Raw genomic sequence first — 23,736 nt, 5'->3', positions numbered from 1 at the left:
ACCCATTGGCGCATCGGATAAGCGGGGAGCGATGCGCCGGTGACGCGAGCGTCAGAAGCTGCTCCACTCCTCGACTTCCTCGGAGGCCTGACGCGGCGGTTGACGCTCGGCGGTTGCCGGCTGGCGCTGCGGAGCAGCCAGGCTGGCGGTGCCTCTGTCGGTGGTGCGTTTCGCAGGGTGGTGGGCACCATCATCGTAGCCGCGGAAGAAGCGCACCTCTTGGGCCAGCAGTTCGGCCTGAGACTGCAGATTCGAGGTCACGGTGGTCGACTCCTCGACCAGAGTGGCGTTCTGCTGGGTCACGCTGTCCATTTCGCCCACCGCCAGGTTGATCTGCTGGATGCCGGTGGACTGCTCGCGGCTGGCCACGGCGATCTCGGACACCAGGTCGGTGACCTTCTCGACGTTGGTGACGATCTGCGCCAGGGTCTCACCGGAGCGATTGACCAGCTCGGAGCCACGGGCCACGCGCTGGGCGCTTTCGGAGACCAGCTGCTTGATCTCGCCGGCGGCGTCGGCGCTGCGGCTGGCGAGCTGGCGCACTTCCTGGGCGACCACGGCGAAGCCGCGGCCCTGTTCGCCGGCACGTGCAGCCTCGACCGAGGCGTTGAGGGCGAGCAGATTGGTCTGGAAGGCGATCTCGTCGATCATGCCGATGATGTTGGAGATCTCCTTGCTGGAGGCGTCGATCTCGCGCATGGCGCCGATCGCCTCGTCGACCACTTCACCGCCTTGCTTGGCCTGGGTGCTCACTTCGCTGGCGAGGGTATCGGCTTGGCCGGCGTTGTCGGCGTTCTGGCTGACGGTGTTGGTGATCTGCTCGAGTGCCGAGGCGGTTTCCTGCAGGCTGGCGGCCTGCTCCTGAGTGCGCTGGCTCAGGTTTTCGTTGCTCGCGGCCAGTTCGGCGGAAATCGACTCCACGTTACGGGCGTTCTGCGCCACCTCGCGGATCACCCCGGTGAGCTTGTCACGCATGGCGGCCATGGCATCTAGCATGCGCCCGAACTCGTCGCGGTAGCGAGTGCTCAGGCGTACGCCCAGGTTGCCTTCGGCCAGCGCGGTGGAGAAGTCGGTGGCTTCCTGGAGCGGGCGCAGGATGCCGCGGGCCAGCCACCAGCCGATGGCGATGGCGATCAACAGGGCCACGAGAATGGCGGCGATGATGATCGTGCGGCTGGTCTGATAGTCCGCCACGCTCTGTTGATAGCTCGCCATCGTTTCTTCGCGTGCCGAGCGGTAGAGCTGGGTGATGGTGCCGTAGAGGCCCGCGTAGCCGGCGTCGATCTGCGCATCGCTGGCGTTGCCACTGTCGAGCAGGTTGCGCAGCGCCTGGCGCTGCTGGACGTAGGTAGCGGCCAGCTCGCGCTCGGTATCGGTGGAGATCAGTGTGGGTGAATAACGGTTCCAGGCGTCATCGGCACGCTGACGGTTCTTCTCGATCTCCTGGCGCTGGGCGTCGGAGAACGTGTTGCCTTTGACCTTGCCGAAGAGGGTGCGGTTATCGCCGGTGGCGCTGCGCACCGTGGAGAGTTCGATCATCGCCTGGACGTTCTCGTCGACGATCGAGCGCATCGCCTCCTGGGTCTGGCGGTTGCTGAGCACGCCCTGTACGCCGACCGCGATCAAGAGTGCAATCAATATGCCCAACGCCAAGACCAGCCGGGCCTTGACGCTCTTTGCGATTATTGACATCTGTGCTTCCTCGCTAGTGTAGTGCCTTCCTTGGGTCGCCATGTCGATACTGCATATGGCACGGTCCATCTATGACTATCGGCGAGCCGTGAGAGAGGTTGAGTGAAATTCGCAGGATTCGATTTTTTTCGTGAATTTATGTAATTTTTTCGTAAATTCTTCTGGCTTCGGTTGCGCTATACACCGGCAGATGGCGCCGGTAGGTGGCGGCGCCGGGGTTGTTGAGGCCAGGTTGTTGAGGCTACGTCGCCGGTGAAGCAAGGCGAGCGTGCATGCCTTGCGAATGCCCAGAGGCTTCTTCGAAGCCATGGAAGAAGCTCACCCCCTGGGTCAGTTGCTCGGCCTGGGCCTGGAGGCTGGAGGTCACCGTGGTCGACTCCTCGACCAGAGTGGCGTTCTGCTGGGTCACGCTGTCCATTTCGCCCACTGCCAGGTTGATCTGCTGGATACCGGTGGACTGCTCGCGGCTGGCGACGGCGATTTCGGACACCAGATCGGTGACCTTCTCCACGTTGGTGACGATCTGCGCCAGAGTCTCGCCGGAGCGATTGAACAGCTCGGAACCACGGGCCACGCGCTGGGCGCTTTCTGAGACCAGCTGCTTGATCTCGCCGGCGGCGTCGGCGCTGCGGCTGGCAAGCTGACGCACTTCCTGGGCGACCACGGCGAAGCCGCGGCCCTGTTCGCCGGCACGCGCGGCCTCGACCGAGGCGTTGAGGGCGAGCAGGTTGGTCTGAAAGGCGATCTCGTCGATCATGCCGATGATATTGGAGATCTGCTTGCTGGAGGCATCGATCTCGCGCATGGCGACGATCGCCTCGTCGACCACTTCACCGCCTTGCTTGGCCTGGGTGCTCACCTCGCTGGCGAGGGTATCGGCCTGGCCGGCGTTGTCGGCGTTCTGGCTGACGGTGTTGGTGATCTGCTCCAGCGCCGAGGCGGTCTCCTGCAGGCTGGCGGCCTGCTCCTGGGTACGCTGGCTCAGGTTTTCGTTGCTCGCGGCCAGTTCACCGGAGATCGACGCTACCGTGCGTGCGTTGTGCGAGACGTCACGGATTACCTCGGTGAGCTTGTCACGCATGGTGGCCATGGCATCCAGCAGGCGCCCGAACTCATCCCGGTAGCGGGTACTCAGGCGCACGCCCAGGTTGCCTTCGGCCAGGGCGGTGGAGAAGTCGGTGGCTTCCTGGAGCGGGCGCAGGATGCCGCGTGCCAGCCACCAGCCGATGGCGATGGCGATCAACAGGGCCGCGAGAATGGCGGCGATGATGATCGTGCGGCCGGTCTGATAGTCCGCCAGACTTTGCTGATAGTTTGCCAGCGTCGCCTTGCGTGACGAGAGATAGAGCTGAGTGATGGTCTTGTAGAGGTCGGTGTAAACCGTGTTGATCTGGGTATCGCTGGCGTGGTCGCTGTCGACCAGTTGGCGCAGGTCTTGCAGTTGCTGAACGAAGACTTTCGCGTTCTGGCGCTGCTCATCGCTGGAGATCAGTTCAGGAGAGTAGCGATTCCAGGCATCATCGACGAGTTTGCGATTCTTCTCGATCTCCTGGCGCTGGGCGTTGGAAAAAACGTTGCCTTTGACCCTGGCGAAGAGGGTACGGTTGTCGCCAGTGGCGCCCCGTATCGTGGAGAGTTCTATCATCGCTTGCACATTGTCATCGACGATCGCGCGTATGGCTTGCTGGGTCTGGTGGTTGCTCACGATTCCCTGTACGCCGATGGCGACCAGCAGGAGGATGATCAGGCCCAGCGCCAGACAAAGGCGGGCTTTTACGCTATGTAGCGCACTTCTCATTTTCTCTTTCCTATATAAGTAATCTGACGGGCAGGAAATACGCGGCAGGCCTCGCAGTGCCGCGAAAAGCCTATCGGCCGTATTCAATTATTGTTGAGCATTTATTTAATAAAGGTGTCTTATCTAAATTAGAGATCCCATTAAAATTGTTGGTTTAATTATATTTAAATAATCATATTTTAATATATTAACTTTTTTTGGTGGGGCAGAAGCATGCCTAGATTGACGACACGTCTCACTGGCGACGACGAATGGCATGCGCGGAGCGCATAGACAATGTGAGGGCAAAGGACGAGGTGGAGAGGGGTAGATGAGGAATAGGTGAAGAGGAGGAATAGGTGAAGGGGAGGAATAGGTGAAGGGGGAGATGCAGCGAGGCGGAGGCGAAAGAGCGACGAGGAGGCCAGCGTATCCTCCATCGTTGGGGGATACGCTGGCGTGAAAGCGCGAGTGTCAGAAGCTGCTCCACTCCTCCACTTCCTGGGTGGGCTGGCGGCGCTGTGGCTGGGAATGGCGCTGTGGCTGACGCGGCTGCGTGGCCGGTGAGGCAAGGCTGGGGCGCACGCCGCGCGGCTGCGCTTGGCCTGCTTCGAAGCCGCGGAAGAAGCTGATTTCCTGCGCCAGCATTTCGGCCTGATTCTGCAAGGTGCCGGTGACGGTAGTCGACTCTTCGACCAGGGTAGCGTTCTGCTGGGTCACGCTGTCCATCTCGCCCACCGCCAGGTTGATCTGCTGGATACCGGTGGACTGCTCGCGGCTGGCGACGGCGATCTCGGACACCAGGTCGGTGACCTTCTCGACGTTGGTGACGATCTGCGCCAGGGTCTCACCGGAGCGATTGACCAGCTCGGAACCACGGGCCACGCGCTGGGCGCTCTCGGAGACCAACTGCTTGATCTCGCCGGCGGCGTCGGCGCTGCGGCTGGCGAGCTGGCGTACTTCCTGGGCGACCACGGCGAAGCCGCGGCCCTGTTCGCCGGCACGCGCGGCCTCGACCGAGGCGTTGAGGGCGAGAAGGTTGGTCTGGAAGGCGATCTCGTCGATCATGCCGATAATATTGGAGATCTTCTTGCTGGAGGCGTCGATCTCGCGCATGGCGCCGATCGCCTCGTCGACCACTTCACCGCCTTGCTTGGCCTGGGTGCTGACTTCGCTGGCTAGGGTATCGGCCTGACCGGCGTTGTCGGCGTTCTGGCTGACGGTGTTGGTGATCTGCTCCAGGGCCGAGGCGGTTTCCTGCAGGCTGGCGGCCTGCTCCTGGGTACGCTGGCTCAGGTTCTCGTTGCTCGCGGCCAGTTCGGCGGAGATCGACTCCACGGTGCGTGTATTGTTCGCCACCTCGCGGATCACGCCGGTGAGCTTGTCACGCATGGCGGCCATGGCGTCCAGCATGCGCCCGAACTCGTCGCGGTAGCGGGCGTCGAGGCGCACGCCCAGGTTGCCCTCGGCCAGGGCGGCGGAGAAGCCGGTGGCTTCCTTTAGCGGGCGCAGGATGCCGCGTGCCAGCCACCATCCGATGGCGATCGCCAGCAGCAGGCTGATACCGATGGCCGCGAAGACCACGTAAAGGCTGGTGCGGTAGTCCGCCACACTCTTCTGATACTCGGACAGCGTCGTTTCGCGTGCCAGGCGGTAGAGCTCGGTCACGACCTTGTAGATCTCGGTATAGGCGGCGTCGATTTCGGTTTCCGCGGCGCCGCCATCCACCAGTTGGCGCAGCTTGGTCAAGGTGTCGAGGTATTCGCGCGATAGTTTCTGCTCTATCTCGGTGGTGGCGAGTTCCGGGTAGTAGTGCCCCCAGGCTTCATCGGCACGCTGACGGTTATCGGTGATCGCCTGGCGCTGGGCCGGTGTCGGCTCGGCGCTGCCGATCTTGCCAAAGATGGTGCGATTGTCGGCAATCGCGGCTCTGACCGTCGCGAGCGTGATCATCGTCTGGGTGTTGTCTTCGACGATACTCTGCATGGCCTGATGGGTCTGACGGTTGCTCATGATCCCCTGCACGCCGATCGCGACCAGCAGCAGGATGATCAAGCCCAATCCCATGCATAGCCGGCCCTTGACGCTGTGTAGCGCACTTCTCATGTTCGTTCCCCCGAGTGGATACGCTTCTAGGTTTTGTCCTGGAAGTCGGTAGGCAGCACGCGGCATGACACTGCTGCTTAAGGCGTATATCGGCGGAATGTAATTATGGTTTAAGACAACTTTAATTAAGTAGTTTGCGAATCATTGCTCGCGCCATCGATCGCGGTGGAGAACTGACGACCCTGAGGCTCAGCGCGATAAACGAGCAGGGGCAGGCGCTGCCGGCCCGCTTGGCAGGAAGGAGAGCAGGGGGATAACTGGGGAGTGCGAGAGAGTTGCGCCACAAGGCCCGGCGGGTCGCCGGGCCAGGAAGGGGCTTCGGGCTTTCGTACCGTTACTGACCGCGCTGCTTGATCTGATCCTTCAGCTGTCCCGGGATCTGCTTGATGATCAGGCGCTCGCGCTCTTCGTCATACTCGATGCTGTTGCCCAGCAAGTGCGAGTCGAAGCTGATCGAGACGCCGGTGGCACGGCCGGTGAAGCGCTTGAACTGCTGCAGCGTGCGCTTGTCCGGCGGAATCTCGGCGGCCAGCCCGTAGTCCTGATTGCGGATGTAGTCGTAGAACGCCTTGGGCTGGCTCTCGTCGACCAGCTCGGAGAGCTCGTCCAGCGTGATCGGCTCACCGCGCTTGGCCTGGGCGTTGGCGTAGTCGATCAGGGTGGTGGTCTTCTCGCGGCTGGCCTCCTCGTTGAGGTCTTCGTGCTCGACGTAGTCGCTGAAGGCCTTGAGCAGGGTGCGGGTCTCGGCGCTGGCATCGACCCCTTCGCGGCAGCCGAGCCACTCACGGAAGGCTTCGCCGGTCTTCTTGCTGCCGCGGTCCTGCACGTGGGCGATGTACTGACGCGACTCGCCACGCTGCCACTGGGTCAGATCGATACGCGCCGCCAGCATCAGTTGGCCGAGATTGAGCTGGTCGACCTCGACCACCTGGCCTTGCGCATCGAAGCCGTAGCCGTGGCGCTGATGCAGCAGCGCCACGGTCAGAAACTCCGTCTCGCCCTGGCGATTGTGCACGCACCAGAGCTGGCCGCCGACGGAGAGCTGGGCGTCGACCAGCGCCAGCAGATCCTGCGCCGCCTGGGTGGTGAAGTCGGTGAAGTTCAGCTCGCCGCGACGATAGCGTGTCAATTCGGCGGCGAAGCGCGAGGGCGGCATCGGCGCGGCTTCAGGGGTAGCCTGAGCACCGACCTGGGCGTCGGGCGTGAACGGGGGCGCCTCGCTCTCTTGTGCCCCAGGCGCTTCGTCCTCGTCGCTGGCGTCGGCTGCCGTCTGGGGTTCCGAAAAGTGCCCCCAGGCCTTGGGCTTGGCGTGAAAGCTCTGATTCAACGCGGCCAGCAGCGATTCCGCGGCGTCACCGGTGGGCAGCGCTTCGCCGGCGGTGAGGGTTGCAGGGCTGTCGTCGCCACGCTTGTCGATGCGGTGGGCGCAGGCTTGCAGTATGGGCATGGGGACCTCGACGCGGTGGATGACACGCCCCGACGCTGCGGTGGCAGTGCCGGGGGCGGATTGGGTTCAGGCGCTCACGGACGCAGCCGGTAGCCGGTGCGGAAGATCCAGTTGACCACCGCCAGGCTGACGGCCAGGAACACGAACACCATGATCAGGCTCGCCGTCACGCTGACGTCGCTGATGCCGTAGAAGCTCCAGCGGAAACCGCTGACCAGATAGACCACCGGATTGGCCAGGGTGACCGCCTGCCATACCTCGGGAAGCATGTCGATCGAGTAGAAGCTGCCGCCGAGGAAGGTCAGCGGGGTGATGATCAGCAGCGGCACCAGCTGCAGCTTCTCGAAGCTGTCCGCCCAGATGCCGATGATGAACCCGAGCAGGCTGAAGGTGATCGCGGTGAGCACCAGAAACAGCAGCATCATGAACGGATGCAGAATGTGCAGGTCGACGAAGAAATTCGCCGTGCCCAGGATCACCAGCCCCAATACCGCCGACTTCGAGGCGGCGGCGCCGACATAGCCGAGCACGATCTCGAAGTACGAGATCGGTGCCGACATCACCTCGTAGATGGTGCCGGTGAACTTGGGGAAGAAGATGCCGAAGGAGGCGTTGGAGACGCTCTGGGTGAGCAGCATCAGCATGATCAGCCCGGGCACGATGAAGGCCCCGTAGCTGACCCCTTCGACTTCCTGGATACGCGAACCGATCGCGGCCCCGAAGACGACGAAGTAGAGCGAGGTGGAGATGACCGGGGATACCAGGCTCTGCAGCAGGGTACGGCCGGCCCGGGCCATCTCGAAACAGTAGATGGCGCGTACGGCTTGGAGATTCATTGGCGCTCTCTGACCAGGTTGACGAAGATCTCTTCCAGCGAGCTCTGCTTGGTGTGCAGATCCTTGAAGCGAATGCCGGCGGCTTCGATGTCGTTGAGCAGAGTGCTGATCGGCACCTGCCCCTGGGCATTCGGGTCGCTGGCATCGTAGGTGTAGACCAGCACGCTGCCCGCTTCGTCCAGCGACAGCGGGTAGTGCGCCAGTGCCGGCGGCACGCTGGCCAGCGGCTGCTGTAGCTGCAGGGTGAGCTGCTTGCTGCCTAGCTGGCGCATCAGCGCCTGTTTCTCTCGCACCAGCACGATCTCGCCGCGGTTGATGACGCCGATCCGGTCGGCCATCTCCTCGGCTTCCTCGATGTAGTGGGTGGTGAGAATGATGGTGACGCCGCTGGCGCGCAGCTCGCGGACCACCTCCCACATGTCGCGGCGCAGCGCCACGTCGACCCCGGCGGTGGGCTCGTCGAGGAACAGGATCTCGGGCTCGTGGGCCAGCGCCTTGGCGATCAGCACGCGGCGTTTCATGCCGCCGGAGAGCGTGATCAGCTTGTTCTTGCGCTTGTCCCAGAGCGACAGCGACTTCAGCACCCGTTCGATATGGGCGTCATCGGCCTTGCGCCCGAACAGGCCGCGGCTGAAGCGTACCGTGTTCCAGACGGTCTCGAAGGCGTCGCTGGTCAGCTCCTGCGGTACCAGGCCGATCTTGGCGCGGGCGGCGCGGTAGGCGCTGACGTTGTCGTGGCCGTCCACCTTGACCTGGCCGGTACTGGCGTTGACCAGACCGCAGATGATGCTGATCAGGGTGGTCTTGCCGGCGCCGTTGGGGCCGAGCAGGGCGAAGATCTCGCCACGTCGGATCTCGAGGTCGATCTGCTTGAGCGCTTCGAAACCGGAGTCGTAGCGCTTTGAAAGCCCGGTGATCTCGATCACCGGCGCAGGCTCGGCGGCGGGCGCGCTAGTGGCCGCGGCCGGGGATGACGCTGTGGCTGTGGGGTGACTCATGAGTGGCAACATCGTGGCGTGAAAGGTGACTATTGTAGGCGAAAACACGCCTGGGCTGGACCCGTGCGCGCGAGCCGCCCGGCAGATGCAGACAGGCGCAATGGGCAACGGTCGTCTATAACGAGACTGTCATACACGACGATGTCACAGACCGCTGACGTGCCGGCGCCCGTACCGGTGCGGTTCGCTGGTACTCTTCGCGCGAGCCGCTCGCGTCATCCAGCCAGGAGGCTTATCCATGCCACGCTCCACACCCCGTTTCATGTCGCTTTCGACTCTCACCAGCCGCACCAGCGTGCTGCTGCTCGCCGCCATGCTCGGCACTACGCTGCTCTCGGCGTGTACCACCACCACACCACAGGATCGCGAGAGCCAGCGCGCCGAGCGTCGCCAACTCGATCAGGACGTGAGCAACACCCTCGACCGGCTCTATCGCGTGGCGCCGCAGTCGCGGTCTCTGGTAGATCAGGCCAAGGGTGTGCTGGTGTTCCCCGGCGTGCTCGGCGCCAGCTTCATCGTCGGCGCCAGCCACGGCGAAGGGGAGTTGCTCATCGATGGCGCCAAGGCCGGCTACTACACCACCACCAGCGGCTCGATCGGCTTCCAGGCCGGTGCCCAGTCCCAGGCGGTGGTCTATCTGCTGATGACCGACAAGGCGCTCAACCGCGTGCGCAGCGACAACGACTGGTCGGTGGGTGCCAGTGCCGGGGTGGCGGTGGCGGATATCGGCGCCAATGGCCAGATCACCAATAACACCGCCAATCAGGAGGTGATCGCCTTCGTCATGAACAACCAGGGGCTGCAGGGCGGCGTCTCGCTCAACGGCGCCAAGATCTCCAAAGAGCGCCCGTAATGCACTGAGCCGGCGCCATGTCCCGCGCCCGCCGCTTAGTCGGCGGGGGCTCGGGTCATGGCGCCGGCTCACATCAGCGCCCTAAAGACGTGCCGTTCAGGCGTCTTCGGGCAGCTCGGCGTTGTGATACACGTTCTGCACGTCGTCGAGGTCGTTGAGCATGTCGATGAAACGCTCGAACTGGGCGACGTCGTCGCCTTCCAGCGGTGTGGTCGTCTGCGGCAGGAACTGGATCTCGTCGGCCTCGAAGTCGATCTCGCCGAAGGCGTCGAGCAGCGCCTGCTTGGCCTTGGCGTACTCGGTATGCGGGGCGAACACGGTGATCCGGCCCGCTTCGCTCTCGATGTCGGTGACATCGACATCGGCTTCCATCAGCGCTTCGAGCACCGCTTCCTCGTCATCGCCGGCAAAGGCGAAGATCGCGCAGTGATCGAACATGTGGCTGACCGTGCCCTGGGTGCCGATCTTGGCCTTGTTCTTGGTGAAGCAGCCGCGCACGTCGCCGTAGGTGCGGTTGGGGTTGTCGGTCAGGCAGTCGACGATGACCATGCAGTTGCCCGGGCCGAACCCTTCGTAGCGCGCGGTGGAGAAGTCCTCGCCACCGGCCCCGGAGGCCTTGTCGAGCGCCTTGTCGATGACGTGAGAGGGCACCTGGTCCTTCTTGGCCTTCTCGATCAGGCCGCGCAGGGTCAGGTTGCCGTTGGGGTCGGTACCGCCCGACTTGGCGCAGACGTAAATCTCGCGGCCATACTTGCTGTACACCTTGGTCTTGGCGGCGGCCGTCTTGGCCATGGATTCCTTGCGGTTCTGGAAGGCCCTTCCCATCAGTCACACCTATCAGGTTGTCTACGAACAGGTTGTCTAAGATCAGCTTGTCTACGATGGCCGCGATTTTACTCAACCTGGCGGGGATGTTGCAGGTTTATTTACGCTTCAGTACTTGTTCCGCAGCGGGATACCGACGCGCCGCGGAGGTCTCTGGTATCCTGCCGCCCTTCGATGACCGCCATTGCGCGGCGCCACACGCGGCGGGAAGGCCGCGATTCGCCACCTTCACAGGAATTCCGCTCGTGTCCGACACCGCGACCTCCACCGACTTCAGCACGCTGGCTCTGAACCCGGCGCTCAAGCACAACCTTGACTCGCTGGGCTACCACACCATGACGCCGATTCAGGCGCTGGCGCTGCCGCCGATCCTCGCCGGGCGCGACGTGATCGGCCAGGGGCGCACCGGCTCCGGCAAGACCGCTGCCTTCGGACTCGGCCTGCTCCAGGCGCTCGATGTCGCGCGCTTCGAGGTGCAGGCGCTGGTGCTCTGCCCGACCCGCGAGCTGGCCGACCAGGTCGCCGAGGAGCTGCGCCGGCTGGCGCGGCAGCTGGCCAACGTCAAGATCCTGACCCTGTGCGGTGGGACGCCGATGGGCCCGCAGCTCAACTCGCTGGCCCACGGCGCGCACGTGGTGGTGGGCACGCCGGGCCGGCTCGAAGCGCACCTGCGCAAGGGCACGCTCGATCTGAGTGCGCTGCGCGTGCTGGTGCTCGACGAAGCCGACCGCATGCTCGACATGGGCTTTCAGGAGGCGCTGGAGACGATCGTCGCGGCCACGCCACGTTCACGCCAGACGCTGCTGTTCAGCGCCACCTACGCCGACGCCGTGCGCCCGGTCGCCGAGCGCATGCTGCGCGACCCGGTCAGCCTGAGCGTGCCCGAGACCCACGGCCGGGAGAGTATCCACCAGCACTTCCACCGGGTCGCCGACGACGCCGCACGGCTGCCGGCGCTGATGCGCCTGCTGCGCCACTATCGGCCACGCTCGAGCATCGTCTTCTGCAATACCCGCCAGGAGACCGAGAGCGTGGCGCAGGCGCTGGCGCAGGCGGGATTCAGCGCCGAGGCGCTACACGGCGAGCGCGACCAGCGCGAGCGCGACCGCCTGTTGATCCGTTTTGCCCAGGGCAGCCTGTCGATCCTGGTCGCCACCGACGTGGCGGCGCGTGGTCTGGATATCGACGCCCTCGATGCGGTATTCAACTACCAGCTGGCGCGGGAGCTCGAATCCCACGTGCACCGGGTCGGGCGCACCGGCCGCGCCGGCGAGCAGGGCACGGCCTGCACCCTGGTGAGCGAACGCGAGACCTATCGTCTGGAGCGGCTGGCGGAGCTGCTCGCCGAGCCGCCCGAATTCGAGCCGCTGCCCGCGGGCGGCGACGAAACGCCGTTCCAGCCGGCCATGGCCACGCTCGAGATCGACGCCGGCAAGCAGCAGAAGATCCGCCCCGGCGATATCCTCGGTGCCCTGACCCGCGGCGGCGACGCCGAAGGCATCGAGGGCGGCCGGGTCGGCAAGATCAAGGTGACCGATCGTGCCGCCTTCGTCGCGGTGGAGCGGGAGATCGCGCGCCAGGCCCTGGCGGTGTTGAACGCCGGCAAGTTGAAAGGGCGGCGCTGCCGTGCTCGTCTGGTGGTCGATGCCGGTGGTCGGTGATGATGGTCGACAACACAGTGGAAAGCGCTGAGAGCGAGGCCGCATGAAGATACCCAAGCGATTGCAGCCGCTGGTGGAGGATGGCCTGATCGACGAGGTCGTCAGCCAGCTCATGAGCGGCAAGGAGGCCCAGGTGTTTGTCGTGCGCTGTGGCGACGAACTGCGCTGTGCCAAGGTCTTCAAGGAGGCCAAGAGCCGCAGCTTCAAGCAGGCGGTGACCTATCAGGAGGGGCGCAAGGTGCGCAACAGCCGCCGCGCCCGGGCGATGTCCAAGAAGACTCGCTACGGTCAGCGCGAGCAGGAGTCGGCCTGGCTCAATGCCGAGGTCGATGCGCTCTACCGCCTGGCCGATGCCGGGGTGCGCGTGCCCCAACCCCACGGCTTCGTCGATGGCGTGCTGCTGATGGAGCGCATCGCCGATGCCGACGGCGATGTCGCCCCGCGGCTGGATGATGTCGAACTCACCCCCGAGCAGGCACTCGACTATCACCAGCGCCTGATCGGCGAGGTGGTGCGCATGCTCTGCGCCGGGCTGGTCCACGGCGATCTGTCGGAATTCAATATCCTGGTCGGCGCCGAGGGGCCGGTGATCATCGATCTGCCCCAGGCGGTGGATGCCGCCGGCAACAACAACGCGCCCTGGATGCTGGTGCGCGACGTCGACAACCTGCGCCACTACTTCGGCCGCTTCGCCCCGGAGCTGCTCGCCACCGATTACGGCAAGGAGATCTGGGCCGCTTACGAGGCCGGCGAGCTGCACCCGGAGAGCGTGCTGACCGGGCGCTACACCCCGGACGCCACGCGGGTCGATGTCAGCGACGTGATGCGCGTGATCGATGCCGCCCGCGAGGAGGCCGCCGAGCGCGACGCCCGCCAGCAGGAAGACGCCGACGACTGGTGAGGCGGGAGCAGGGTGAGGTGTCTACACTGGGGGCACATCGTCATGGGGTCATCACGCTACGTCCACCACCCCATGTTCGTTACCTCATGTTCATGACTTCAGGAGGCTGATTGTATGCAGGTCGTTCATCTGGCTGCCCCCGGCGGGCTCGACAAGCTCTCTCTCGCTACCAGCGACGCCCCCGGTGCTCCCGGGCCGGGCGAGATCCGCGTGCGCATCCACGCCAGTTCGCTCAACTTCCATGACTACATTGTCGCCAGCGGCGGCTCGCCGGCCGAGGATGGGCGTATTCCCATGTCCGATGGTGCCGGCGTGGTCGAAGCAGTCGGCGAAGGTGTCGACGAGTTCGCGGTCGGCGATCACGTGGTCTCGACCTTCTTCCCCCACTGGCTGGAAGGGCCGGCGCGGGTCGCCGACTTCAAGACCGTGCCCGGCGACGGCGTCGACGGCTACGCCCGCGAGCAGGTAGTGCGCCCCGCCCACTGGTTCACCCTGGCCCCGGCCGGCTACAGCCACGCCGAAGCCGCCACCCTGACCACTGCCGGGCTCACCGCCTGGCGCGCCCTGGTGGTCGATGGCGGCCTCAAGCCGGGGGACAGCGTGCTCACCCTGGGCAGTGGCGGCGTCTCGATCTTCGCCCTGCAGATGGCCAAGGCGATGGGGGCGCAGGTGATCGCCACCTCGTCGTCCGATGCCAAGCTCGAACGGCTGCGCGAGCTGGGCGCCGATCACACCATCAACTACCGCGACGAGCCCGAATGGGGCAAGCGGGTCCAGGCCCTGACCGACGGGCGTGGGGTCGACCATGTCATCGAGGTCGGTGGCCCCGGCACCCTGCCACAGTCGATCGATGCCGTGGCGATCGCTGGCCATATCGCGCTGATCGGTGTGCTCACCGGGCGCGGTGGCGAAGTGCCCACCGCCAAGCTGATGGCCAAGCAGGCCAAGCTGCAGGGGCTGATCGTCGGCAGCCGCCGCGATCAGATCGAGATGATCCGCGCCCTCGAGGTCAACGGTCTCAAGCCGATCATCGACCACAGCTTCGGCCTCGGCGAGATCGCGGATGCCTTCCGTCATCAGGAGTCGGGCAAGCACTTTGGCAAGATTTGCCTCGAATTCTGAGTGTTCCCCGATAGGTGCTAGTCCGCCACCTAACGATAACGCCGCCGGAGGCCTCCTCCGGCGGCGTTGTCGTTGTAGCCCCGCGTATTGGCGAGGGGCCGGCGCTCAGCGCTGTTTGCCTCACTTGCGTGAGGGCGGGCGCAGGTCGTAATCGAAGTACTGGTGCATCAACTTCAGGAAAGTCCCATCGGCATAGACGCTATCCAGCGCCTGGTCGAAGGCCGCTGCCAGGGCTTCGTCCCTTGGGCGTACCGCGATGGCGTTGCCGCGGCCGAAGATCGACTCCGGCCGATCGATACGCGGGCCCACCTGCACGAACTGGCTGTCCGGCTTGCCGAGTTCCAGCGCATCCAGCGCCACCGGATAGTTGAGGAAGGCCAGGTCGAGCCGCTGTGCTTCCAGGTCCAGGGCCACATCGGCGGCGGTGGCATAGCGCTGAACATTGAGCACGTCGCCGTAACGCTGGGTGATGTAGCTATCCTGGGTGGTCCCGCGCTGGACGCCCACGCTCAGCCCCTTCAACGAGGCGGGGTCGTCGAGATCGATCGTCGCGCCGCGGCGCGCCACCCACACCTTGGGCGACATCGCATAGGGGCGAGTAAAGCGCACCTGACGCTCCCGCGCCGGGGTGATGCGCATCGACGACATGATGGCATCGTACTTGCGCGCCAGCAGGCCGGGGATGATGCCATCCCAGCCCTGGACCACCCACTCGCAGTCGAGCTTGGCGCGCTGACACAGGATATTGCCGAGGTCGATCTCGAAGCCTTCCAGCTCACCGGCGGCGTTACGATACTCGAACGGCGGATAGGGCACGTCGACGGCGATGCGCACGTGCTGCCCGGCTTCGGTCTGGGTGGCGGCGCTGGCGGTGGGAGCGGTGAATAGCTGCGCGGTGAACAGCGCCACGGCGGAGAGCGCCAGACAGGCCATGCCGCGAGAGGCGAAGAAGCGTGGTGTCACGGAGAGATCCTTGAAGTTGTGCGGTTGTTATCGGTGCGATGCGATTGTTGTTGGCGCGGGGCGGCATGCGCCCCACCCGGACAGCGTGCCGCAAGCCGCCCGTGATGGGAAGATAGGCGCGGGCCGTTGTTCTCGACGAGGCGCTTGGCTACTGTCAGAGAAAGGCCACACCCGAAGGCCATGGGCCGGCGCCGCGGGGCGTAGTGACGTGCCACGGCACGACCGGTGTTCTCCTAGCCGTCGGTGCTCTCATCCCCATCGATTCTATTTGAGAAGAATCCGCGATGAAGCTGAAAGATCATTTTGGGCTGATGGCTACCTACAATCAGTGGATGAACGAGAAGATTTATGAGGCTGCGGGGCGTCTCTCTGCCGCTGATCTCGCCAAGGATCGTAGGGCCTTTTTCGGCTCCCTTCTGGGAACGCTGAATCATCTCGTCGTTGCTGACATCCTCTGGCTCAAGCGGTTTGCTGAACATCCCGCCTGCTCGATCTCGTTACGCGAGGTGGTTGATCTGCCACAGCCGACCGGCCTGGATCAGATTGTCTTTGACGACCTCGAGCGTCTGGCTGAGCGCAGGGTTTGGCTGGATCAGAAAATCATCGGTTGGATAGCCGGCTTGTCTGACGAGGATCTGGATATCATCCTCACCTATCGCAATAGCAAAGGGGTGACTTTCCACAGGCGGTATTCGAGCCTGATTCTTCATTTTTTCAATCATCAAACCCACCATCGCGGCCAGGCATCTACCTTGTTGTCACAGGCCGGCAAGGATATTGGTGTCACCGATCTGCTGGCGCTGATTCCGGATGAAGCTCATGTATGACCCGCCGCGTCGGTTGGGCGATGTTTCCCTGGCTGCACGGCACCAATATTGCCGCGCCGCTGTATATTTTGATGGATTGGGGCCTTCTAGATGAAGTCAGTATTCGATAGCGTCCCTTCGGACTTTCGGCTTTTGGCCATACTCGTCACCATTCTGTTCATTTCGGCCCTGGTGAACTGGGTCCTGATGGCGATCATCAATCGGGTGGAGTCGTCCAAGTTGGCCACGGCCTCCGTCGACAAGACCGCGCTCAACTTCGCCAAGCGTCTCATCTCTGTCGTGATCTATGGCGTCGGCATTGGCGCATGCCTGACGCGTATCCCCGAACTCGATATCGTGGGTCACTCGCTGCTGACGGGGGCGGGTATTCTGACGCTGGTCGGCGGTCTGGCCTCACAGCAAGTCCTGGGGAATATCGTCAGCGGTTTCATGATCGTGTTCTTCCGCCCGTTCCGGATCGGCGACCGAATCACGGTCTCCGGTAACTACACCGGTACGGTCGAAGACATCACCCTGCGAGAAACCATCCTCCGAGATGCCGAGAACAACCGTATCATCATCCCGAATTCACAGATCAGCAGTGAGGTAGTGGTCAACGCCAATCACACTGACAGTAAAATCTGCAAGATCATCGAGGTAGGGGTCGGCTACTCATCGAACCTGGAACAAGCCATGGCGATCATGCAAGACGCGATCGTCAAGCATCCGCTGGTCATTGACCCGCGCACAGCAGAGCAAATACGAGATGAGGCTCCGATCGTTCCGGTGCGAGTCACGGCGCTGGGTGATTCCTCCATCACGCTCAGAGCGTGGGCCTGGGCGGATGGTTCTGCCAATGGCTTCGTATTGCAATGCGACAGCTATGCCAATGTGAAACGCCGGTTCGATGAGGCGGGCATCGAGATTCCCTTTCCCCAGCGAACTATCTCGTTCGCTGAGGGGGCGCGGCTCCAAACGACCATCGACGACTCGGATGAAAGGCGTGGTCGCTAAGTGGAATATGTCGAAATTTTCCAGACAATGACCAGGGTTTTAGCCGTTTTTCTGAGAAACAAGGTCGGCTTTCTCTTGTCGGTGCATGAGTGTTAGTAGTGAAGTCAAGGAGGTTATAGAGCCCTCCGGGTTGATTGAAGTTGAATGCAAGCTTTCTGCTACACGGGTCGCTTACCTCAAAGAGTGGTTCTTCGAGTGATGTCGACGTCTTGGAGTCGCTTTTTGCGCCATGTTAGGCTGCCTAAGGGGTTGATTTTGGAGAATTTTAACTATTTTGCTCTGATGTATCTAAATGACTGGTACTGGTGGGACAAGCCGTTTTCTGAACGCATCGGTGGCTCCGATAAGGATGATAGCCTCGAGGCTTTTCATGAGGCTGCGAAGTACTACAAAGTCACGAGGAACTTCTCTGGCTTAAAAAATGAAAAGCGTCTAGCCACGGCTGAGGCTTTGGTGCTGGACGTGAAGAGGCCCATTAGCGCGAATGACGCCTGTGAAACTGTGCGAGCTCTTGCCGCAAGTTTTCGAGAAAAATACGGAAAGACTGCCATTTCCGCCGCCTCAAAGCTTCTTTGGCTTCGATTTAAATCACCCATAATTATTTTCGATGGCAGGGCAGTTGCTTGGTTGCGAGCTAATAAATACAAGGTTCCTCACGGCGCTAGCTACGATACCTACTGCGAGAAGTGGTTGTTAGCTTTTGATAGGCATGAGGAAAGGGTTCGAGAGGCATGCGAAGGTCTAATTGATGTCAAGCAATACTCTTTGGTTGCAGAAGAAAATTATGATGAATTAGAGGGGGTGATAAGGCAGCGGTGGTTTTTGGAAAGAGTGTTTGATAAGTATCTTTGGTTTAATGCTGCGGGTGGGTGATTGCTGTATTTGCTAGGGCGTCTTCGCTAATCTTAATTCTGTAACGTATGTGGAGTGTGGTCTGAATGATTGCTAGAGAATGGAAATGTCGAGTGCCCGAGATCCACAGTGAAGGGTTCACGAGCTACCTTTACGAAACGGGCATCAAGGATTCATCCGCAACGCCGGGCTTTTGTGGTGCTCAGATTTTTCGCCGCTCTCATGTAGGGAAAGTCGAGCTCACTCTCATTACTTACTGGGACGACCTGAAGTCAATAGAGGCATTTGCGGGTGCCGATATTTCCCAGGCGCGCTTGTACCCGGAAGATAAAGTTTATGAACTTGAGCCTGATCTTTCGGTACAGCACTACGAGGTCATCGAGCATCAGGTGTCGATTGGGTAGAGGCGGGCGAGCGTTTTTTGACAAGACGCGTAAATTCCGCCGCGGTCCACGCTCCTCATCGAATTGACGTTACCTGGTGCGGCTGCACCTCGACGGTGGCAGAAAGGCCCCGCAAGTGCCTATCTATCTTTGCTGGTGCCTGCCGGTCGGGTTCGCCTGTATTCAATGACCACAGCTGCTCTTGCACATCATAACCAGCCCTGAGTCAGACCTCTGACTCGGGGCTTTTTATTGGTTCTTCACGGGAACCCGGCGCTATTTTTCCGACATGGTCTACGCCATATCTCCCAGTGGCCGGGCCAGCAGCTCCGAGACCACCCCCGGCATGAACTCCCGCGGCAGGGTGATGGCGTAGAAGTTCTCGAACACGTTGGGGAGCTGTTCCAGGCGTGCTAGCCGCCCCTGCTGTAGTTCGTCCTTGACTACCACCTCCGGCAGCACGCTCAGCGCGCCGCTGTCGCGGGCCAGCAGGCGTAGCATCGCCATGTCGTCGGCTTCGGCGAGGATCTTCGGCCGGTACTGGTAGAGGCTGCAGTGGCCGTCGAAGGCACGGCGGATCTCGTGGTGTTCGCCGGGCAGTATCCAGCGGCTGTCTTCGAAGCCGGTGGGGAAGGGTGTGCCCGGGGCGGTGCCGGGCGGGCCGATGATCGAGAGCGGTTGGCGTGCCAGTAGCTGGCTCTGCCAGGCGGCGGCCTGCGAATGCGAAGACGGTAGCTGGGTGTTGGTGAGCACCACGTCGAGTTCGTGACGGGCCAGGCCATCCAGCAGGTCGGCCATGCCGCGGGCGTGCAGGCTGAAGTGCACCCGCTGCTCGGGCTGATGGAGCAGAGGGGCGACGAAGCTCTCGATGAAGTTACGCGACATGGTGGAGAGCGTGCCGATGCGCAGGCGCTGGTACTCGGGCTCGATACCGCGGCTGATCAGCGACTCCAGCTCCTCGCCCTTGGTGAAGATCGCCTCCGCGTAGTTGAACACCCGGCGGCCCGCCTCGGTCAGCACCAGGGCGCGGTTGCGGCGTTCGAACAGCGGCTTGTCCATCCGTTCTTCCAGCTTGCGGATCTGCGCCGAGAGAGCGCTCTGGGAGAGGTGCAGCGAGTCCGCCACCTGGGTCAGCTTGCCGTCGCGGGCCACGCGCCAGAAGTAGTAGAGGTGATGATAGTTGAGCCGGCTCATTTCGTTCTCTTTTGTAGAACCATCGGTCAATTAATATCTATTTTAATTAAAAATCGCTTCGCCGGATACTGCACGCTCCACGGATCAGCGGAGCCCTCTCATGCACGGCAACGAGCCATTTTTCATCATCCTGCTTACCCTGGTGCCGCTCGTCCTGGCGCTGGGGGCCGTGGTCAGCGCCCGCGGCGCCACCGCGCGGGCCTGGCGCATCGGCCAGGTCACCACCAGCGTCAGCGTGCTGCTGGCAGCAGCGCTGCTGGTGCTGGGGTTGGTGCACGGCCTGCCGGCACTCGCCGGCTGGTGGCAGAGTGGCATGCTGCAACTGTGCATGCTGGCGCTGGCCAACTTCATCTCCTTCGTGGTGGTGCGCTACAGCGCCACCTACCTGCAGGGTGAGCCGCGCCAGCGGCGCTTCGTCACGCTCGTCCAGGCGCTCTTCGCCGCGGTCAGCGTGGCGGTGCTCAGCGATCATCTGCTGCTGTTCCTGTTCGCCTGGCTGGGCATCAGCCTGGCCATGCACCAGCTGCTGATGTTCTACCCGGACCGCCCGCGTGCCGCCCTGGCAGCGCACAAGAAGTTCCTCTTCGCCCGCGCCGCCGAGCTCTGCGCCGCAGTTGCTTTCCTCATCCTCTACCTGGAACACGATAGCGCGCGGATCAGCGTCATCACCGCCGCCTATGCCGTACCCGGCCACGCCCTGACCCTCGCCGATCAGGCCGCGGCCTGCTTGATCGGGCTGGCGGCGCTGATCAAGTGCGCCCAGCTACCGCTGCACGGCTGGCTGATCCAGGTGGTGGAGGCGCCGACCCCTGTCTCGGCGACGCTGCACGGCGGGGTGATCAACCTGGGTGGCTATCTACTGCTGCTGTTCTCGCCGCTGCTGCTGCAGTCGGCGCCGGCCCAGGCGCTGGTGCTGGCGGTGGCCGGTGTCAGCAGCGTGCTGGCGGCACTGGTGATGATGACCCGCGTCAGCGTCAAGGTGCGCCTGGCCTGGTCGACCAGCGCCCAGATGGGCCTGATGCTGGTCGAGATCGCCCTCGGGCTGACCGAACTGGCGCTGCTGCACCTGCTCGCTCACTCCTGCTACAAGGCCTACGCCTTCCTTAGCTCCGGCGAGGCGGTGGCGGAGGATCTGCTACGCCGCCAGGCCCCGGCCCGCAGCCCCTCGCCGGGCCAGTGGCTCGCCGCCTTTCTGATCAGCGCCGCGCTGGTGAGCACGGTGGTGGTGCTGGCACGCAGCCTCAGCGATTCGCCGGCCTTCGCCGCCTACAGCCCCTGGGTGCTGGTCACTTTGGCTCTGAGCGTGATGCTGGCCGAGCGCCGCAGTGAGCGTAGCGCGGGCGCCCCCGGCAGCTTCCTCGGCCTGGCCGTGCTGGTGGTGCTCGCCTATGTCGGCCTCAAGATGCTGTTCGTCACGCTGCTGCCCGCCACCGGGCACAGTGTCTCTCCCTGGGCGGATCTGTGGGTGAGCGTGCTGTTCGTGCTGCTCTTCGCCGGCTACTGGCTGCAGCGCCATGGGCTGCACTACCGCGCCTCGCAGACGCTCAACCGCTACTGCTACGCCGGCTTCTACCTCGACGAATGGGTCACCCGTAACACCCTCAAGCTCTGGCCCCACGCGCTGCCCGGCCGGATTCAGGCCAAGCAGCATCACACTGTCTCTCGCGGGAGTTTCCAATGATGAGTCTCGATACCTCTCGAACCGCACGGCTGGCCGACGCGAGCGACGCCATGCCGCTCATCGAGCCCCAGATCGCGGCGCTGGATCGCGCCTGCGCACGCATCGCCCCGAGCTGGCCGCTGGATCGGCTGATCGCAGTGAGCCCCTACTGGACCCAGCGCGGGGAAGACGCCGCCACGGTCTCGGCGCGCCTTTCGGCGCTGGGCAATGTTCACGGCCTGATGCCGCCGAGCCACTATCTGGCGGCGTGGCAGCGCGGCGAGATCACCGAGGCGCACCTGAGTGAGGCCGCCGCACGGCTCGACTACCACGGCGCCTACCGCAATCTACTGGCGGTGGTCGACGAGCTGAGCCGGCTGCCCCACTGGCACAACATCAGCGATCTGATCGATGCCCGCCGTGACCGTCAGCACCAGATGGCCTGGCGCGACGAGATCACCCATCAAATCAGCCAGTTCTGCGCCGCCTACTATCAGGCGGACGGGCCGCTCAACGCCGAACGCTTGCACGCGCCCCGCGGCAAACGGCTCTACCAGCACTGGCGCGAGATGACCCTCGAGGATCGCGGCATCGCCATCCTGATGGGCGAACCGCGGCTGCGGCGCTACTTCCAGACCCTGCCGGAGAGCGAAGAGGGGCTGTTCCAGGCAGCCATTGCCGAGCTGGACGTCGCCACCGGGCATCTCGAGAGCTACGCCCAGGCGCTGCTGCTCGATATCAACGGCTGGGCCAGCTGGGTCGCCTATCAGGATTGGCAGCAGGGGCTGGATGCCTCCGCCGGTGAGGGGCAGGAGGCGCATCAGCGCGAGGGCGAGCGCCCGCCTTCGGACATGCGCAGCCTGCTGGCGATCCGCCTGGCCTGGGAGCTGGTGCTGTGGCGCTATATCGGGGCGGAGCAGCCGGAGCAGGCCGAGCGCCTGAATCGGCTGTGGCACGCCGAGCTGGTGGAGCTGCCGACGCGCATCGAGCGCCACCAGCGTGCCCAGCAGCCGCTATGGGTGTGGCAGCTCGCCAGCGAAATCGCCTACCAGCAGCCGCTGCATCATGCGCTGCGGCAGGCTGCGGGTGTCGCTTCAGGCAATACGCAGACGCCGCGGCTACAGGCGGTGTTCTGCATCGATGTGCGCTCCGAGCCGATGCGCCGGGCGCTGGAGCGCCAGAGCCCGGCGATCCAGACGCTGGGCTTCGCCGGCTTCTTCGGGCTGCCGCTGGCGCACCAGCAGGGCGGCACCGCGCTGGCTCAGCCGCACCTGCCGGGGTTGCTGGCACCGCAGGTGATGCTCAAGAGCGAACCGAACACGGGAACGACACACACCGCGCAACGGCTGAACTGGCAGGCGCGCCTGCAGGAGTGGAGCCGCACGGCGAGTGCTAGCTTCACCGCGGTGGAGGCGGGCGGGCTGCTCTATGCCGGCAAGCTGCTGCGCCGCTCGCTCGAAGCCAAGTCCCGGCGCCAGCCGCTCGCTATGGATACGCTGAGCTGGCACTGGCGCGGCAGCGGTGAGGCGCTGAGCCTGGCCGACAAGGTCGCGCTTGCCCGCAGCGTGTTGGTGGGCATGGGGCTGACCGAGCACATCGCCTCGCGGGTACTGCTGGTGGGGCACGGCAGCCACAGTAGCAACAACCCGCATGCCGCGGGGCTCGAGTGCGGCGCCTGCGGCGGCCAGTCCGGGGAAGTCTCGGTCCGCGCCCTGGCGCGGCTGCTCAACGACCCCGCGCTGCGCGAGGCGCTGGCCGAAGATGGACTGGTCATCCCCCAAGAGACGCGCTTCGTACCGGCGCTGCATCACACCATCACCGACCGGCTCGAACTGCTGGAGGCCGAGACGGACGCCCACGTGCTGGGTGAAGAGATGCGCACCTGGCTCCAACGGGCCGGCGAGCAGGCCCGGCGCGAGCGCGCCCCGCAGCTCGGCCTCACGGCCGATACCCCCGAACTCGAGCAGACCCTGGACCGCCGTGGTGCCGACTGGTCGCAGACCCGCCCGGAGTGGGGGCTGGCCAACAACGCCAGCTTCATCGCCGCCCCGCGGCGCTGCACCGCGCTTCTCGATCTCGCCGGGCGCAGCTTCCTGCACGACTACGACTGGCGCACGGATAGCGACTTCGCCCGGCTGGAGGCGATCATGACCGCACCGCTGGTGGTCGCCCACTGGATCAACATGCAGTACAACGCCTCGGTCACCGATAACCGCAAGTTCGGCAGTGGCAACAAGGTGTTGCACAACGTGGTCGGCGGGCATATCGGCGTGTTCGAAGGCAACGGCGGCGATCTACGTATCGGTCTGCCGCTGCAGTCGCTGCATGACGGCGAGCGCTGGCGTCACGAACCGCTGCGCCTGAGCGCCTACCTCGCCGCGCCCCCGGAGGCAATCGCCGAGATCGTCGCGCGCCACGAGGCGCTGACCTCGCTGACGCACAACGGCTGGCTGCATCTGTTCGCGCTGGATGATCATAGCGGCGAAGTACTCGCTTACCGTGGAGGGCAGTGGGTCAGTAGCTAAAGGTAAGCGTCGGCTGAAAAACTCGCCGCATCATAAAAAGCCCCGGGCCAGAACACTGGCTCGGGGCTTTTCTCTTTTCGGGATGTTTTCACTGAGCCGGCATCCGCTTGCGTGGTGCAGT

Annotated in this window: 19 protein-coding genes; 10 read left to right on the top strand and 9 right to left on the bottom strand. The window is 63.8% G+C overall.

From position 1 onward, the window contains the following. Positions 1 to 51 precede the first annotated feature (51 nt). From QO259_RS13530 to QO259_RS13505, 6 genes are all read right to left on the bottom strand, one after another. A complete protein-coding gene (locus QO259_RS13530; protein ID WP_285950350.1) occupies positions 52 to 1,692 on the bottom strand; it encodes a methyl-accepting chemotaxis protein in 1,641 nt (546 codons plus the stop codon). Between the two features lie 241 nt (positions 1,693 to 1,933). Beyond that, positions 1,934 to 3,490: a methyl-accepting chemotaxis protein gene (locus QO259_RS13525; protein WP_285950349.1), complete on the bottom strand. Its 1,557-nt coding sequence runs from the start codon at positions 3,488 to 3,490 to the stop codon at positions 1,934 to 1,936. Between the two features lie 453 nt (positions 3,491 to 3,943). After that, entirely contained in the window at positions 3,944 to 5,575 is a 1,632-nt protein-coding gene (locus QO259_RS13520; protein WP_285950348.1) for a methyl-accepting chemotaxis protein, read from the bottom strand. A gap of 334 nt (positions 5,576 to 5,909) precedes the next feature. Then, positions 5,910 to 7,022 carry a nucleoid-associated protein gene (locus tag QO259_RS13515; RefSeq protein ID WP_285950347.1) on the bottom strand — a complete coding sequence of 371 codons (1,113 nt, stop codon included), beginning with the start codon at positions 7,020 to 7,022 and terminating at the stop codon, positions 5,910 to 5,912. A gap of 74 nt (positions 7,023 to 7,096) precedes the next feature. Next, positions 7,097 to 7,858, bottom strand: coding sequence for an ABC transporter permease (locus tag QO259_RS13510; protein ID WP_035470535.1), 762 nt, complete (start codon positions 7,856 to 7,858; stop codon positions 7,097 to 7,099). Continuing rightward, positions 7,855 to 8,856, bottom strand: coding sequence for an ABC transporter ATP-binding protein (locus tag QO259_RS13505; protein ID WP_285950346.1), 1,002 nt, complete (start codon positions 8,854 to 8,856; stop codon positions 7,855 to 7,857). The genes QO259_RS13510 and QO259_RS13505 overlap by 4 nt, the downstream gene beginning before the upstream one ends. A 238-nt stretch (positions 8,857 to 9,094) precedes the next feature. Here QO259_RS13505 and QO259_RS13500 point away from each other — a divergent pair, with 238 nt between their 5' ends. Next, entirely contained in the window at positions 9,095 to 9,709 is a 615-nt protein-coding gene (locus tag QO259_RS13500; RefSeq protein ID WP_207032547.1) for a BPSL1445 family SYLF domain-containing lipoprotein, read from the top strand. Between the two features lie 96 nt (positions 9,710 to 9,805). Here QO259_RS13500 and QO259_RS13495 read toward each other — a convergent pair whose 3' ends face one another. Continuing rightward, positions 9,806 to 10,534 (bottom strand): YebC/PmpR family DNA-binding transcriptional regulator, encoded by a 729-nt coding sequence (locus QO259_RS13495; protein WP_207032537.1) that lies wholly within the window; start codon positions 10,532 to 10,534, stop codon positions 9,806 to 9,808. Between the two features lie 245 nt (positions 10,535 to 10,779). Between QO259_RS13495 and dbpA the strand changes: the two genes are divergently transcribed. The 3 genes from dbpA (at position 10,780) to QO259_RS13480 (ending at position 14,218) form a co-directional block, all read left to right on the top strand. Beyond that, the gene (gene dbpA / locus QO259_RS13490; protein ID WP_285950345.1) at positions 10,780 to 12,195 is read left to right on the top strand and encodes an ATP-dependent RNA helicase DbpA; all 1,416 of its coding nucleotides are present in this window, start codon (positions 10,780 to 10,782) and stop codon (positions 12,193 to 12,195) included. Between the two features lie 43 nt (positions 12,196 to 12,238). After that, positions 12,239 to 13,096, top strand: a complete 858-nt coding sequence (locus QO259_RS13485; RefSeq protein WP_207032535.1) for a PA4780 family RIO1-like protein kinase — start codon at positions 12,239 to 12,241, stop codon at positions 13,094 to 13,096. 114 nt (positions 13,097 to 13,210) lie between these two features. Beyond that, entirely contained in the window at positions 13,211 to 14,218 is a 1,008-nt protein-coding gene (locus QO259_RS13480; protein ID WP_285950344.1) for a zinc-dependent alcohol dehydrogenase family protein, read from the top strand. A gap of 120 nt (positions 14,219 to 14,338) precedes the next feature. Here the strand turns inward: QO259_RS13480 and QO259_RS13475 are convergent, their stop codons facing one another. Next, the gene (locus tag QO259_RS13475) at positions 14,339 to 15,181 is read right to left on the bottom strand and encodes a transporter substrate-binding domain-containing protein (protein ID WP_285950343.1); all 843 of its coding nucleotides are present in this window, start codon (positions 15,179 to 15,181) and stop codon (positions 14,339 to 14,341) included. Positions 15,182 to 15,465: 284 nt separating this feature from the next. On the opposite strand from QO259_RS13475, the gene QO259_RS13470 reads away from it, so the two are divergent. The 4 genes from QO259_RS13470 to QO259_RS13455 all read left to right on the top strand — a co-directional run bounded on the left by QO259_RS13470 (position 15,466) and on the right by QO259_RS13455 (position 18,257). Then, complete coding sequence (locus QO259_RS13470; protein ID WP_285950342.1) at positions 15,466 to 16,008, top strand: DinB family protein; 543 nt, start codon at positions 15,466 to 15,468, stop codon at positions 16,006 to 16,008. A 90-nt stretch (positions 16,009 to 16,098) separates the two neighbouring features. Next, the gene (locus tag QO259_RS13465; protein ID WP_285950341.1) at positions 16,099 to 17,001 is read left to right on the top strand and encodes a mechanosensitive ion channel family protein; all 903 of its coding nucleotides are present in this window, start codon (positions 16,099 to 16,101) and stop codon (positions 16,999 to 17,001) included. Positions 17,002 to 17,256: 255 nt separating this feature from the next. Further along, the gene (locus QO259_RS13460; protein WP_207032521.1) at positions 17,257 to 17,874 is read left to right on the top strand and encodes a hypothetical protein; all 618 of its coding nucleotides are present in this window, start codon (positions 17,257 to 17,259) and stop codon (positions 17,872 to 17,874) included. Positions 17,875 to 17,966: 92 nt separating this feature from the next. After that, a complete protein-coding gene (locus QO259_RS13455; RefSeq protein WP_233076541.1) occupies positions 17,967 to 18,257 on the top strand; it encodes an antibiotic biosynthesis monooxygenase in 291 nt (96 codons plus the stop codon). Positions 18,258 to 18,530: 273 nt separating this feature from the next. Here the strand turns inward: QO259_RS13455 and QO259_RS13450 are convergent, their stop codons facing one another. Beyond that, complete coding sequence (locus QO259_RS13450; RefSeq protein ID WP_285950340.1) at positions 18,531 to 19,430, bottom strand: LysR family transcriptional regulator; 900 nt, start codon at positions 19,428 to 19,430, stop codon at positions 18,531 to 18,533. A gap of 100 nt (positions 19,431 to 19,530) precedes the next feature. Between QO259_RS13450 and QO259_RS13445 the strand changes: the two genes are divergently transcribed. After that, complete coding sequence (locus tag QO259_RS13445) at positions 19,531 to 21,111, top strand: NADH-quinone oxidoreductase subunit L (protein ID WP_285950339.1); 1,581 nt, start codon at positions 19,531 to 19,533, stop codon at positions 21,109 to 21,111. Continuing rightward, a complete protein-coding gene (locus tag QO259_RS13440) occupies positions 21,111 to 23,615 on the top strand; it encodes a YbcC family protein (protein ID WP_285950338.1) in 2,505 nt (834 codons plus the stop codon). The genes QO259_RS13445 and QO259_RS13440 overlap by 1 nt, the downstream gene beginning before the upstream one ends. Positions 23,616 to 23,736: the final 121 nt, after the last annotated feature.

It is taken from the genome of Salinicola sp. JS01 (genome assembly GCF_030284585.1).
GTDB lineage: Bacteria > Pseudomonadota > Gammaproteobacteria > Pseudomonadales > Halomonadaceae > Salinicola.
Note: the sequence above shows the minus strand (reverse complement) of the source record. Positions and strands in the feature narration are given on the sequence as shown.

Coding starts and splice junctions, on each gene's coding strand:
- QO259_RS13530 (WP_285950350.1), bottom strand. CDS start 1,692: ATGTCAATAATCGCAAAGAGCGTCAAGGCCCGGCTGGTCTTGGCGTTG.
- QO259_RS13525 (WP_285950349.1), bottom strand. CDS start 3,490: ATGAGAAGTGCGCTACATAGCGTAAAAGCCCGCCTTTGTCTGGCGCTG.
- QO259_RS13520 (WP_285950348.1), bottom strand. CDS start 5,575: ATGAGAAGTGCGCTACACAGCGTCAAGGGCCGGCTATGCATGGGATTG.
- QO259_RS13515 (WP_285950347.1), bottom strand. CDS start 7,022: ATGCCCATACTGCAAGCCTGCGCCCACCGCATCGACAAGCGTGGCGAC.
- QO259_RS13510 (WP_035470535.1), bottom strand. CDS start 7,858: ATGAATCTCCAAGCCGTACGCGCCATCTACTGTTTCGAGATGGCCCGG.
- QO259_RS13505 (WP_285950346.1), bottom strand. CDS start 8,856: ATGAGTCACCCCACAGCCACAGCGTCATCCCCGGCCGCGGCCACTAGC.
- QO259_RS13500 (WP_207032547.1), top strand. CDS start 9,095: ATGCCACGCTCCACACCCCGTTTCATGTCGCTTTCGACTCTCACCAGC.
- QO259_RS13495 (WP_207032537.1), bottom strand. CDS start 10,534: ATGGGAAGGGCCTTCCAGAACCGCAAGGAATCCATGGCCAAGACGGCC.
- QO259_RS13485 (WP_207032535.1), top strand. CDS start 12,239: ATGAAGATACCCAAGCGATTGCAGCCGCTGGTGGAGGATGGCCTGATC.
- QO259_RS13480 (WP_285950344.1), top strand. CDS start 13,211: ATGCAGGTCGTTCATCTGGCTGCCCCCGGCGGGCTCGACAAGCTCTCT.
- QO259_RS13470 (WP_285950342.1), top strand. CDS start 15,466: ATGAAGCTGAAAGATCATTTTGGGCTGATGGCTACCTACAATCAGTGG.
- QO259_RS13465 (WP_285950341.1), top strand. CDS start 16,099: ATGAAGTCAGTATTCGATAGCGTCCCTTCGGACTTTCGGCTTTTGGCC.
- QO259_RS13450 (WP_285950340.1), bottom strand. CDS start 19,430: ATGAGCCGGCTCAACTATCATCACCTCTACTACTTCTGGCGCGTGGCC.
- QO259_RS13445 (WP_285950339.1), top strand. CDS start 19,531: ATGCACGGCAACGAGCCATTTTTCATCATCCTGCTTACCCTGGTGCCG.
- QO259_RS13440 (WP_285950338.1), top strand. CDS start 21,111: ATGAGTCTCGATACCTCTCGAACCGCACGGCTGGCCGACGCGAGCGAC.